The sequence below is a fragment of the Streptomyces sp. NBC_00620 genome, from assembly GCF_026341825.1.
Classification (GTDB): Bacteria; Actinomycetota; Actinomycetes; order Streptomycetales; family Streptomycetaceae; genus Streptomyces.
Map to the genome: position 1 here is coordinate 2312932 of NZ_JAPENY010000003.1, position 13757 is coordinate 2326688.

The following is a 13757-nucleotide window of genomic DNA, read 5'->3' on the forward strand; positions in this document are numbered from 1 at the left end:
GATTGCGGCTGCTACTGCGACCCCAGGCTGAGGACGCAGTCTTCTCCGGCGCGCAGGGAGAGCGGTCGCGCTCCGGAGGAAGTCCTGAGATCGATGCGCAGGGTGCGGGCGGGGCGGATGACGGCCGTGCGCTCATGGGGGCTCCACGTCAGGTCGACCTCGGCGCCGAACCGGGTGCGGACACCGCGCAGTTGGCCGGTCGGGCAGGCCGTGGGGAGCGCCGGGAAGAGGACCAGCCGCTCGGGTGTGGACTGGATCAGCATCTCGATGAGGACCGCGGGGAGCGTGTGGGCCGCGTCGGCGTTGTAGACGTGGCGGCTGGGGTAGTGGCCGCTCATCAGGGAGACGTGGAAGAAGTCGCCTGCCAGGACGTTGCCGAGGGCTCCCGCCACCCGGTCGGCGTCGCGCAGCCGGGCCGCCACCAGGGCGTGGTGGAGGTGGCCGTGCGCGGAGTCGTTCTCGGCGCCGCGCAGTTCGAGGGCGCGATGGGCCGCCGTGGCCAGCTCGGGGGTGTCGTACGGGTTGATCTCGTCGAGCGGCCAGACGCCGTAGAGGTGGCTGAGGTGCCGGTGGTCGTAGGTGTCGTCGAGCCCTGGCCAGGCCCATTCGGCGAGCGCGCCCTCGGCGTTGACGCGGTGCGGCGGCAGCCGGTCGGCCAGCGCGCGCCAGCGTTCGGCCTCGGGTCCCGGGTGGTAGTCGGCGGCCGTACGCAGGGCGTGGCGGGCCGCGGAGAGGTCCATGGCAGCGTTGAGGGTGACCCAGCTCGCGTTGGCGGGGCGGTTCTCCGGGGAGTACGACGGGACGATCACGAGGTGGCCGTGCTCGTCGGTCCGGGTGAGGAAGTCCTCGTAGAAGCAGGCCACTTCGGCGAGCGCGTCGGCCAGTCGCGGGTCGCGTGCGCCGCGGGTCTCGTCGTGGTCCACGAGGGGTTTCAAGAGCCAGTCGGCGCCGGCGGTCCACACGTGCAGCGGGTATTCGCGGCTGAGGTGGTAGATGTGCCCGGACTCGCCGTCGGTGTGTGCGGGGGCGACGACACCTCGGGTGCCAAAGATCGTGCGCGCGTTGTCCCGCCAGTCGGGCAACTGGCCGTGCACCAGGGCGGCGTGGGCCTCGGTGACCTCCGGAAGCGCGGCCGCCGCGGCCGAGGCGGTCTGCAGGTTGAGGTTGGCGTCGGTGGTGAACGCCCCGGACCAGGCGGTGTCCCAGTCGCCGGTCCACAGGCCGGTCAGGCGTGGCGGGAGCGTTCCGGCGGCGGAGAGGAGGTGGTGGCGGCCGGCCGCGAAGAGGCGTTCCAGGAGAGCTGGGCTCTTGGGGCGGCGGAGCAACTCCGAGCCGGGGAGGGCACGTTCGGTGTCGTCGGCGGCGAGGTCGAGGGTAGTGCGGAGGTAGGCGGGGCGGTGGAGGGCGGTGTGGCGGGCGAGGAGGTGGGGGTACGCGTCCACGTCGTCGCCGGAGTCGGGCAGCAGGGCTCGCAGCTCGTGCGCCTCGGCGAGCGCGTCCAGCTCCCCGGTGTGCCGTCGTACGCGCGTGAGCAGGAGCAGCGAGCGAGCACCCTCGACGCGTAGACCAGGGAGGGCGGTCCGGGTTCGACCGCCGGTGACCACGGCGAGGGTGACCCCCGTGTACGCCAGGTCGCTGCCCGGGTAGCGGGCGCGCAGCGTGAGGAGCGCGCCCTCGGGGGTGAGAACCGAGCTGTGCCCCACCGCCAAGTCGCCTGGCGCGCCGGGCAGTCGGTGGTCGAGGGCCACCTCGACAGTGAGGTCGGCGGCGGTCACGTACTGGACGACGACGTCGTCGGCGCGGGAGACGAAGACCTCGCTGCGCCGGCCACCGCAGTCGGCGCTGACGACGCCGGTGGTGAAGTCGGCCTCGCGCCGGTACGCGCGCCACTGGACCGCCGGGCGGCGCAGCCGGACCTGGAAGGCGGGGTGGAAGGGCTGCACCCACAGCAGCGGCCGCCCGTCGGTGAAGTCCTCTCCGGCGGCGAAGTCCCCGGCCAGCAACCGGTCCTGCACGTCGGAGAGTTGGCCGGCGAGAGCGGGCGGGCGGGCGTCCGCGCTGCCGTTGGGGCGGACCAGGGCGTGATGGTTGACGATGACCCGGTCGTCGTTCGGATCACCGAACGCCATGGCGCCGTGTGTGCCGTTGCCGCTCAGGAAGGCGTCCTCCCAGCGGGCGGCGGGCGCAGGTTCCCAGGTGCCGTGAACCGGCCCTGGCTCCGGGTCCGATGCGGGCGCGGTCATGGCGCGAGCACCGCCGCTCCGTATCGTTCCAGGCGTACGGAGCCGGTCACGGAGCCACTGGTGAGCAGGTCGCGGTGGGTGCCGGGCACCTCGACGGTCACCTCGTCGCGCCCGTGGTTGAGCAGGAAGAGCAGCTCACCGCGGCGTACGGCCTCCACTCCTGCGGGGATGGCGTCGAGCACCGGGCGGACTCCCACGCTGTCCGCCGTGTCCGCCAACAGGTCCCGCAGCGCGGCGGGTTCGGGGAGTGTGGAGAGGTACCGCGCACCGCCCTTGCGGAGTACGGCCGGCAGCCCGTCCAGCTCGCCGCCCTTGTACACGGCCTCGGTCACGCCGTCCTCGGCCTCGATCTCCTCGGACCACAGCGTCCCCCGGAAGCCGTCGCACTCGACGGTCTCCCCCGCGTCGAGCGGCCACCACTCGTGCAGGGTGCGGATGCCGAACAGCTCGCGCAGCCGCTCGTCCATGCCGCCCGGGCGCACCCGGTCATCCTCGTCGGCGACTCCGGTGAGGAAGCCGCAGACGAGGGTGCCCCCTCCTCGTACGTACGCGAGGAGGTTGTCGATCGCCGCGTTCGTGAGCAGATACAGCTGCGGTACGACGACGAGCTTGTACGCGGAGAGGTCGTGCTCGGGGTGGGCGAAGGCGGTGGTGAGGTGGGCCTCCCAGAGGGCTCGGTGCCAAGCTCGTACGACCTGGGGGTAGTCGACCTCGGTGGAGAGACGGCCATCCTGGGCGCCGGCCCACCAGGAGTTCCAGTCGTGCAGGATCACGATGTCCGCCTTGATGTGACTGCCCGTCACCTCGTCGCTGATGAGGGCGAGTTCGGCGCCGATCTGCTTGACCTCCTGGAAGGTGCGCCCGCGCTCCCCCGCGTGACTGACCATCCCCGAGTGGAACTTCTCCGCGCCCTGCCGGGACTGCCGCCACTGGAAGTAGCAGACGGCGTCGGCGCCGCGCGCGACGGCCTGGAGGGACCAGAGACGATTGAGGCCGCGCGGCTTGGGGTGGTTCACCCCGCGCCAGTTGACCGGCCCTGCGGCCTGTTCCATGAGTACCCAGGGGCCGCCCGCGGCCTGGGAACGCGTCATGTCCTGGACCAGCGCGGCACTCTGGGCGCCGAAGGGGTCGCGCGGGTCGGGATAGATGTCGACGGAGACGATGTCTTCCTCGGCGGCCCACTTCCACGCGTCCTGGCCCACCCACATCGGCATGAAGTTGCTGGTCACAGGGATGTGCGGGGTGTGGCGGCGGACGATGTCCCGCTCGGCGGCGTAGCACTCCAGGAGCATGTCGGAGGTGTAGCGCTTGAAGTCGAGAACGTGCGTCGGGTTCTTCATGTAGTGGGCGTGGCGCGGCGGAAGCACCTCGTGCCAGCCGTCGTAGCCCTGGCTCCAGAAGGCCGTTCCCCAGGCCTCGTTGAGAGCCTCGACGGTGCCGTACTTGTCCTGGAGCCAGCGGCGGAAGGTGGCCGCCGCCTCGTCGCCGTAGTCGAAGGTGCAGTACTCGTTGTTGATGTGCCACATGGTGAGGGCGGGGTGGCCCCCGTAGCGGACGGCCAGATCCTCGGTGATCTCGGCGGCATAGCGGCGGTAGGTGGCACTGGAGTGCGAGAAGTGCTGGCGGCCGCCCCACCATTCGGTGCGCCCCTCCTCGTCCCGGGGCAGCGTCTCGGGGTGCAGGCGGCCCATCCACGGCGGGGGCGAGGAGGTGGGGGTCGCCAGGACGACGCCGATGCCGTTCTCGTGCATCAGGTCCATCAGCCGGTCGAGCCAGCCGAACTCCCGGGCCCCGGGCCGGGGTTCGAGTTTCGCCCAGGAGAAGACGCCGAGGGTGACGGAGTTGACGCCGGCCTCCTTCATGAGGCGTACGTCCTCGTGCCAGGTCCCCTCGGGCCACTGCTCGGGGTTGTAGTCGCCGCCGAAGAGGATGCGGCCGCGGGTCACGTCGTCGAGGTTCGGCATCAGACGGGCTCCCCGTACTGGATTCCGCGCCCGTTGGTGGCGAGGTACACGCGGCCGTACACGCGTGGGTCGCCGACGACGACCTCGCCGATCCACCCCCACTGGTGGGCGTCGTCGTTGATCCGCACCCAGGTCTTCGCCTCGTCGTCGGAGCGGTAGACGGCGGTGATGGCCTCGGTCGAACCGACCTGATAGATCGCCGGGTAGTCGGCGCCGTCGGCCGCCTTGCCGAAGCCGAGGGTGTACGAGGCCCAGCAGCTGGCGACCTTGGCGAAGCCGGCACCACCGTCGGTGGACCGGTAGAGGCCGTTCGACTTGGCCGAAACCCACAGGTCACCGGTGCGCCCGGGTGCCGCGACCAGCTTGAACTGGCTGTCCCCGGAGGGCAGTCCTGTCGCACGGGCAGTGAACGAGAGGCCACTGTCAGTGCTGACGTATAGCGTTCCTGTGTCGGTGTCGTACGCGTAGAAGAGCGTCGGGTCGGCCGGGTCGGCGACCGGCGTGGCGCCCTTCGGGAAGGAGGAGACCTCGGACCAGGTCGTGCCGTTGTCCGTCGAGCGGTGTGCTGCGTATTTCGTGCCGTCCCAGTGCACGAAGGACCACAGCAGTGTGCTGCCGTCGGCGTTGGTGGCGATCGGCCCCGGTGCGCTCTTGGCGATGTCGGGCTGGGCCGCGAAGGGCGCCCAGGTCTGGCCTCCGTCGTTCGAGTACGCGCCGTTGCCGTTGTCGCCCCAGCCCGTCCGGACGACGTACGACGGCTTGGCCGCGGCCTGCGCGAGTCCCGTCGCCGACCCGAACACGGGGTTCGTCGCCATGCCGCGCGACGGAGACGCCGTGAGCCGCTCGTGGTACATCACGCCGATGTCCCCGAGTCCGCTGATCAGGTGCGCCTCCCCGACCGGGGGCGAGATCAGCTGGCGCACCGCCGTCTCCTCCAGACCGCGGATCTGCGGAGCCCAGCGCTTGAGGTCACGGGTGCCGTAGAGGGTCGCGCCGGTCCCGTACACGATGTGCTTCGAGTCGTACGGGTCCACGGCCAGCGCCTGGATCCACCAGCCGAACTTCGGCTTGTCACCGCCCCAGTTGAGGAAAGGAGTCTCCGATACGTCGAACACAGCCACGTCCTTGAGGGACGTCCAGGTACGGCCGCCGTCCGTGGTCCGGAACAGGGTGTCGACGTCCGCCCAGCGGTTGTTGGTGGAGACGACGAGGGTGCCGGCGCGGCAGGCGTCGACGGCGACCCCGCCGTAGCCGAAGGTGTCCGCCGAACCGTCGGACGTGGTACCGCCCGGCTCCACGGGCGTCACGTCTGCCCACTTGCCGGTCGTGGTGCGCAGCTTGTGCACGCTGCCGTCGGACTGGCCGTTGGGGCCGGGTGCGTTGGCGTAGGACACGTACAGCTCGCGGGTGTGGGCGTCGAACGCGGCGCGGACCGGGACCTTGGCGGAGGTGCCGGAGGGCTGCCCGGGTACGGCCTGCCAGGTGGTGCCGTCGGTCGTGCGGTACAGGTTCGCCGTGCCCGACGTGCCGTCGCCGTCGCCCCAGCCGGCGTAGACGGCGCGTCCTGCCGCGACGAGGAAGGTGACGCCCTGCCCGGACGCGCTCGCGGTCGCCGGGAAGCCGGTGGCGGGGGCCCAAGTGGCGCCCCGGTCGCTCGACTTGAGCAACCCGTCGTGCCGCGTCCCCAGCCACAGGACGTCGCTGTCGCGCGGGTCGACGAGGAGGCGCTCCCCGGCGCCCCGGCCGTCCTCGTTGGCGCCGAGCTTCACGCCCAGGTCGGTCCGGGTCCAGGTGGCACCGCGGTCCTCGGAACGCAGGACAGCGCCGTTGCCCGCCCACGCCTGGGCGTACGTGCCGAGCGCGGCGTAGAGCCGGTCGGGGTGCGCCGGGTCGACCGCGAGTGCCTCCACACCGAGGAGGTTCCAGTCGTCCCAGCCGAGGTGGTCGGTGAGCGGGGTCCAGCGCCCGGCCCCGTCGTCCCAGCGGTAGGCGCCGCCGATGTCGGTGCGGGCGTAGGCGAGTCCGCGTACGGCAGGGTGGAAGAGGACGCCGGTGATGAAACCGGTCCCGCCGATGACGGCGTTGCGCCAGCGGTACGCGGCGCCTTCGGCGGCATGGGCGCGGCTCCCGAGCGCGGGAACGGCGGTGAGCGCGGCCGCGACAGCGGTTCCGGCAAGAACGGCTCGTCTACTCAGGCGGGGCGTGCGCATGACATACCTCGTTCGGAGAGAAGGGGGTGAGGAGAGGCGCCCTTTAGGGGCGCGAGGAACTGCGCGACCAGCCACGAACCACCCGCGGCCAAAGGGAAACCCGCAGCATTACGGCGAACCCCGCGGAGCGACCCGTTGGGGGCCGCCACGGCCGACCGCCGATGAGAGGCAGGTCGACCGCAGCGGCGGACAGGGGACCGGAGATGGACGGCTGACGCAAGTCAGCCCTTCACCGCTCCGGTGAGCATGCCCTTCTTGAAGTGGCGCTGGACGAAGGGCGAGAGGAAGGCGACGGGCAGCAGCGCCAACACCATGACCGCCATCTGCACGGCGAGCGCCGACAGTTGGCCCGTCTTGATGGCCTGGCCCATGCCGACCGGGGGCTCCTGCTTCTGCACGAGCTGGATCATGACGTTCTGCAGCGGCATCATGTCCTGGTCGCTCAGATAGATCGACGCGTTGAACCAGGCGCTCCAGTACCCGACGGCGTAGAAGAGCGTGATCACCGCGATGACCGCGCGGGAGAGCGGCATCACGATCGTCCAGAGGATCCGCCAGTCCCCCGCGCCGTCGATCCGTGCGCTGTCGGTGAGCTCCTGCGAGATGCCCATGAAGAACCCGCGCAGCACCAGGATGTTGAAGACGCTGATCGCGCTCGGCAGGATCAGCGCGAGATACGAGTCCGTCAGCCCCAGCGCCTGCACCAGCAGATACGTGGGGATGAGGCCGGCGCCGAAGAACATCGTCGCCAGCAGGGTCATCAGGAACCAGCGGTGTCCGATCGTGCCGATGCGGGAAAGCCCGTACGCCGCGAGGATGGACACCGCCATCGAGAACAGTGTGCCGACGAGCGTGACACCCAGGCTGACGAGCGTGGCGCGGGTGACCTGGCCGCCGCTCAGCAGCTCCTGGTAGGCGATGAAGGTGATGCCCTTGGGGATCACCACCAGGCCTCCGGCATCGGTGATCACCTTCTTCGAGGACAGGCTGGTGACGACGACGATCCACAGCGGGAACAGGACGCCGAGGCAGGCGCCGGCCAGGACGATGCCCTTGCCCGCGAGCCCGGCCTTGCTCGGCTCCTCCTCCCAGACGGGCCTCGGCGGGGCCGCCCAGCGGCCGGGGGCCTGCGGCGGCCGTTCTTCGGAGACGGAGGTCGCGGAGGACTCTGCGGTCACGGCGCTCACTTCTTATACACCCCCTGCTCGCCCATGAGATGGGCCACCTTGTTCGCCGCGAGAACAAGGCCGAGACTGACCACGCCCTTGATCAGGCCCGCCGCTGCGGCATAGCTGAAGTCCTGGTTGCGGACGCCGTTCCACCACACATAGGTGTCGAGGACCTCCGCCGCGCCCGGCCCGACCGCGTCCCGTTGCAGCAGGATCTGTTCGAAGCCGACCGTGAGCGCGTCGCCGACGCGCAGCACCAGGAGCAGGGCGATCACCGGGCGCAGCGCGGGCAGCGTGACGTGCCACATCCGGCGCCACCGCCCGGCCCCGTCCATCGCCGAGGCCTCGTACAGGTCGGGGCTCACGGAGGCCAGCGCGGCGAGGAAGACGATGATGCCCCAGCCCGCGTCCTTCCAGACGCCCTCGGACGTCACCAGGAACTTGAAGATCCCCGGGTCGGTCATCAGGTCGAAGCCCTCGTACCCGTGCTGCCGCAGGGTCTGCGCGATGATGCCGGCGCCGCCGAAGATCTGCTGGAAGACGGTGATGACCAGCACCCAGGAGAAGAAGTGCGGCAGGTAGAGGATCGCCTGCGACACCGCCCGCACCCGGGGCCTGATCACGCTGTTGATGAGCAGCGCGAGCAGGATCGGGATGGGGAAGAAGAGCACCAGTTGGAGGGAGAACAGTACGAGGGTGTTCTGGACGGCGTCCCAGAACGCCGAGTCCTCGAAGAGCCGCGTGAACTGCTCGAAGCCGACCCAGGGGCTCTCGAAGACGGCGATGAATCCGTTGTCGCTGATGTACGGGTCGTACTCCTGGAAGGCGACGACGTTGCCCAGGATCGGTATGTAGTTGAAGAGCAGGACCAGCATGATCGCCGGCAGCGTCATCAGGATCAGTGTGCGGTCCCGTTTGAGGCGGGTCCTGAAGGTGCCGCCTTTTTTCGAGGCCTTGGATGCCTTCGAAGCCTTGGAGGCTCTGGAAGCCTTCGAGGCCTTGGATAGGGCTGCGGGCTCGGCGCCCTTGGCCATGCTTCGCGCGGCGGACGACGGCGAGGGGCCGTCATCCGTATCCGTCACCGAAGAAGGCACTGCGCCCGCGGCGGCGCCCGGAGTGGTGCTGTGTGCCACTTCGTCACCCCTGCGCGGATCCGCTGTCGTCCAGCAGCTTCTTGTACCAGTCCCGCAGTCCGTCGCCGCCCTGGCTCTTCCAGTCCGAGACCGCCTGCTGCATGTCGCTGATCTTCTTGCGGCCGCGGACGATGTCGTCCTCCAGCTGCTCGAAGTCGTTGGAGAGGTTCGTGTAGCGCGCCGGCTCAATGATCTGGAGGCCGTAGAAGGAGGACTTCTTGGTGAAGGCACCCATCCGCTGCTGCCACTCGACCTGCGCCTTCCCGACGTCCGGGAAGTCGGGATGCGCGATGGTCGAGGCGGGGCTGGCGAGCATCACGAAGGCGTTCGCGACCTCCTGGTTGCCCTTGTCGTTCTTGGTGGGTGTGCCGTCCTTGACGGTGTAGTGCGTGCCCTCGACCCCGTAGTTGGTGAGCATGTACTCCTCGGTGCCGTACGGGGCGGCGGTGACGTTCGCGGCGGCCAGGATGTCGTGGATCACGGCCTTCGACGCCTTCTTGTTGACGAAGGCGAAGATGCCGGCGGGCGATCCTGCCCACAGCGTCGGGTTCCCGCCGTCGTGGCCGAAGATGTCCATGCCGCCGATGCGGAAGTCCGGGTTCTGGGTGGCCTGTTCGGCGGTCTTGCCCCACCAGGTCGAGATGTCGTTGTTGAAGATCAGGGTCTCGCCCGAGGTGAAGCGCAGACCCGAGTCGCCCTGGTTCTGCGCCTTGGCGTCCGGGTGGACGACTCCCGCCGCGTACAACTTCCGCGTCCACTCCAGCGCTTCGAGGTACTCGTCGGTCTCGACGCGGTAGATCAGTTTGCCGTCGACGAGGTTCCAGCCGAGCGGCTTCTCGCTGCCGGACAGCACACCGAAGCTGTTGAAGGCGGTCCACTTCATGTCGTCGCAGGCCCACACCTTGGCCTTGGCGTTGGTGATCTCCTTGGCCAGGGCCAGGAACTCGTCGGCCGAGGTGGGGAGTTCGTACCCCTTCTCGTCGAAGATGTCCTTGCGGTAGAACGGCACGATGTTGGGGTCGTACGAGCTGGGCATCGGCAGTCCGCGCAGCTTGCCGCCGAAGATGGAGCGCTGCCAGGCGTCGGTCGGGATGGCGGCGAGGTTCGGGTACTCCTTGACCTTGTCGCCGGAGAGGTACGGGCCGAGGTCCGCCATCTTGTTGATGATGGCGCTGGGTATCTTGCCGCCCATGTTCCAGCCGGGGATGACCACGACGTCCGGCATGTCGCTGGAGGCGAGGACCGCGCCCAGCTTCTCGTCGTAGGTGTTGCCGTCCTGGTTCTGCCAGACGACGTCGACGCCGATCTTCTCGTTCATCGCCTTGTAGTAGGGGTTGTCGCTCTTCGGCGGCGAGCCCCAGAACGGCGACATGATCTTGACGGTGCTGCCCTTGCCGAGCTTCTCGGGCACCGAGGTCTTCAGATCGTCGAGGACGAGCTTGCTGGTGAATCCGAGGGAGGAGCCGTTCTTCGACGGAATGTCCGGCGTCACCACGTTCTGCGCCACGAAGGTGGGAAGGATCTTCTGCGCGTCCTTGCCCGAGGTCGTGCCGTCCTTGGAGCCGCCGTCGGAGCCGCCGCAGGCGGTCAGCAGCGGCATCCCACCCGCCACCGCGGCGGCGGCGACCGCCGTGGAGGCGAGGAAGCTTCTCCGGCTCGGAGCGGAGGTGGCGGAGTTCGGCGTCATTGCGTCAACCCTTCATGGCGCACCAGGACACCCGGCGGTAGGGCCGTCGGCTGCGGTGTCTTGAGTGGAACTGGCTGAGCTGAAGCGGTCCTCGGAGGACTGCGCACCCCGGGCGGCGGTCCCATCAGTCGAAGCGCTTCGATGTTGCTGTGAGGTTAAGTGAACCCGTGGGGGTGCACAAGAGTCGATTCCAAGATTCCTCGGAGGTATGCACCCGATATGGAGTACTGGACCGGTCCCTTATGGCGCTTGATGTGCCGACGAGGAAACGGAGTTGTTGCGTCTGGGTGTCTTGACACCCACCCCTCGGTCGAATGAGCATCGAAGCGCTTCGAAAGCGCCCCGTCGCTCCATCGCAAAGGGATCACCACGTGACCGCACAAACGCCGCCTACGCCCCCTTTCCGTGATCCGCAGCTGCCGTTCGCGAAGCGCATCGACGACCTGCTGGCACGGCTCACGCTCGACGAACGGATCGCATTCCTGCACCAGTTCGCACCGGCCGTCGAGCGGCTCGGTGTCGGAGCCTTCCGCACCGGGCAGGAGGCGCTGCACGGCGTGGCCTGGATGGGCCCGGCGACGGTGTTCCCGCAGGCCGTGGGGCTCGGCGCGACCTGGAACGACGAACTCGTACGCCGGGTCGGCGAGGCCGTCTCGGCCGAGACCCGCGCCATGCGCGCCCGCGACGACCGCGTCGGCCTCAACGTCTGGTCCCCCACGGTCAACCTGCTCCGCCACCCCCTGTGGGGCCGCAACGAGGAGGGCTACTCGGAGGATCCGAAGCTGACCTCGGCGATCGCGACGGCGTACACCTGCGGTCTGCGGGGCGACCACCCGGCGTACTGGCGCACGGCCCCGGTCCTCAAGCACTGGCTGGCCCACAACAACGAGACGGACAGGGACACTTCGTCCGCCTCGGTCCGCCCGCGCGTCCTGCACGAGTACGACCTGCGCGCCTTCCGCGAGACGGTCGAGGCGGGCGCGGTGGCCGGCGTGATGCCCGCGTACAACCTGGTCAACGGCCGCCCCAACCACGTCTCGCCGTATCTGCGCGAGCACCTGCGCACCTGGACGGACCAGGACCTGCTGGTCTGCTCGGACGCGGGCGCGCCCTCCAACCTGGTCGATTCCGAGCACTACTTCGACACCCACGAGGAGTCGACCGCGGCCGCGATCGTCGCCGGGGTGGACAGCTTCACGGACCACGGCACGGACAGCTCGAAGATCGTCGCGCGCATTCAGGGTGCCCTCGCCCAGGGCCTGTTGAGCGAGGACGACATCGACACGGCGGTCCGCCGCCAGCTCTCGGTCCGTTTCCGCCTTGGCGAGTTCGACCCCCGGCTCGACCCGTACGCGGACACCAAATCCTTCGACACACCGGCCCACCGCGCCCTCGCCCAGGAGGCGGCGGAGCAGGCGATCGTGCTGCTCAAGAACGACGGCCTCCTGCCGCTGGCCCCCGGCGTCCGCGTCGCCGTCGTCGGTCTCCTCGCCGACGAGTGCAAGCTCGACTGGTACAGCGGCACCCTCATCCACCGCTCGACACCGCTGGAGGGCCTGTACGAGCGTTTCGGCGCCGAGCGCGTCGACTTCGCGGAGGGCGTGGACCGCGTACGCCTGCGGACCTCGACGGGTACGTACCTGTCGGTGCCCCTGACGGCGGACGCGGCCGACGAAGTGCGCGGCGCCGAGGGCGCCCTGGACCCGGCGCTCCTCGCGGGCCGCACGGACCTCCCCCCGCTCACCACCGACGCGGCCGGCACCGAACTCGCGCTGATCGACTGGGGCGAGGGAATCCTGACGCTGCGCGCCCCCGACGGCCGCTATCTCTCGGTCGCCGAGGACGGCTTCGTACGGGCGTCGGCGGACCAGCCCGGAGGCTGGGTCGTCCAGGAGACATTCCGCCTCGAACCCTCCGAAACGCATGCGAACGGCCACCTCCTGAAGCACGTCGGGACGGGTAGGTACGTCTCTGTCGCCGCCGACGGCGTGAAGGTTGCCGCGGAAGACGCATCCGGTGCGGAAATTTTCGGGATGGAGTTCACCGAGCGCGGCGAGGACGCGGTGGCGCGGGCTGCGTCCGCGGCCGATGTCGTCCTGGTCGTCGCCGGCAACGACCCGCACATCAACGGCCGCGAGACGGAGGACCGTAGGACCCTGCGCCTCCCCGCGCACCAGGAACGCCTGCTCCGCGCGGCCCGCGCGGCGAACCCGGACACGGCCCTGGCGCTGGTCTCCGCGTACCCGTACGCGGTGGACCACGCCGACCTCCCGGCCGTCCTGTGGACCGCCCACGGCGGCCAGGCGGCGGGCACCGCCCTGTCCCGCGTCCTCGCCGGAGACGTCTCCCCCGCGGGCCGCCTCCCGCAGACCTGGTACGCCTGTGACGAGGATCTGCCCGACCTCCTCGACTACGACGTGATCGGCGGCCGCCAGACGTATCTGTACTTCGAGGGCACGCCGCTGTTCCCGTTCGGGCATGGACTGTCGTACGGACGGTTCGCGTACACCGACCTCGAAGTCACCCCGCTGGCAGGCAAGTTGCAGGTCGCCTTCACTGTCACCAACACCAGCTCGGTGGCCGCCGACGAGGTCGCCCAGCTCTACACCCGCACCGTTCAGGCATCCGTACCGCGTCCCCGCCGCGAGCTGGCCGCGCACCGCCGCGTCCACCTCACCCCCGGCGCCACGACGACGTTGACCTTCGAACTCCCCCTCTCCGCCCTGGAGTTCTGGGACGTCGCACACAGCCGCCCGCGCCTGGAGCCGGGCGCGTACGAACTGCTCGTCGGCGCCTCCAGCGAGGACATCCGGCTCCGCACGACGGTCGAACTCGACGGTGAACCGGCCACACCCCGCCCGGTACGTGAACTGGGCCTCGACGCTGCCGACTTCGATGAGCAGCGGAACGCCACGATCGTCGACCGTACGAAGGTGACGGGTGACGCGGTGACGCCGGTGGACGGCGTGACGTGCGAACTCGTCTTCCGCGACTGCGACTTCGGGGACGGCGTCCTGGAGGCCACCGTCGAGGTGGCGGGCGAGGGAGTCGTGGAACTCTCCCTGAACGGCGGCCCGTTGATCGCCGTGGTGACCCTGAGCGCGACGAAGGGTCCGTACGACTACACCACTCTCGGCGCCGATTTCGCCGCCGCCGATGTGCACGACGTACACCTCAGGCTGCGCGGCCCCTTGCGGCTCGCGCATGTCGGCTTCTCCGGCTGAGGGTCCGGACAGGCCGACAAACAGGGCCCGGCACCGGAAGGCATCGGCGCCGGGCCCTTCATCGGGACTCTATATGAAAATGGTTCCCATGAGCTAGTGGTTCTGATGAGCTCGTGGTTCGGTTGAG

Annotated in this window: 7 protein-coding genes; 1 reads left to right on the forward strand and 6 read right to left on the reverse strand. The window is 69.7% G+C overall.

Annotated features, from left to right (window positions below; translation table 11 throughout):
• Positions 1 to 11: 11 nt before the first annotated feature.
• From OG246_RS41245 to OG246_RS41270, 6 genes are all read right to left on the reverse strand, one after another.
• The gene (locus OG246_RS41245; protein WP_266474502.1) at positions 12 to 2243 is read right to left on the reverse strand and encodes a glycoside hydrolase N-terminal domain-containing protein; all 2232 of its coding nucleotides are present in this window, start codon (positions 2241 to 2243) and stop codon (positions 12 to 14) included.
• Positions 2240 to 4207 carry a beta-galactosidase gene (locus tag OG246_RS41250; protein ID WP_266474504.1) on the reverse strand — a complete coding sequence of 656 codons (1968 nt, stop codon included), beginning with the start codon at positions 4205 to 4207 and terminating at the stop codon, positions 2240 to 2242. The genes OG246_RS41245 and OG246_RS41250 overlap by 4 nt, the downstream gene beginning before the upstream one ends.
• On the reverse strand, positions 4207 to 6417 hold the full coding sequence (locus tag OG246_RS41255) for an exo-alpha-sialidase (RefSeq protein WP_266474505.1): 2211 nt from the start codon (positions 6415 to 6417) through the stop codon (positions 4207 to 4209). The genes OG246_RS41250 and OG246_RS41255 overlap by 1 nt, the downstream gene beginning before the upstream one ends.
• Positions 6418 to 6638: 221 nt before the next feature.
• Positions 6639 to 7595: a carbohydrate ABC transporter permease gene (locus OG246_RS41260; RefSeq protein WP_266474506.1), complete on the reverse strand. Its 957-nt coding sequence runs from the start codon at positions 7593 to 7595 to the stop codon at positions 6639 to 6641.
• Between the two features lie 5 nt (positions 7596 to 7600).
• Complete coding sequence (locus tag OG246_RS41265) at positions 7601 to 8719, reverse strand: sugar ABC transporter permease (RefSeq protein WP_266474507.1); 1119 nt, start codon at positions 8717 to 8719, stop codon at positions 7601 to 7603.
• A gap of 4 nt (positions 8720 to 8723) precedes the next feature.
• Positions 8724 to 10406, reverse strand: coding sequence for an extracellular solute-binding protein (locus OG246_RS41270; RefSeq protein WP_266474509.1), 1683 nt, complete (start codon positions 10404 to 10406; stop codon positions 8724 to 8726).
• Positions 10407 to 10777: 371 nt separating this feature from the next.
• On the opposite strand from OG246_RS41270, the gene OG246_RS41275 reads away from it, so the two are divergent.
• Positions 10778 to 13630, forward strand: a complete 2853-nt coding sequence (locus OG246_RS41275) for a glycoside hydrolase family 3 C-terminal domain-containing protein (RefSeq protein ID WP_266474511.1) — start codon at positions 10778 to 10780, stop codon at positions 13628 to 13630.
• The last annotated feature ends 127 nt before the right edge of the window (positions 13631 to 13757 follow it).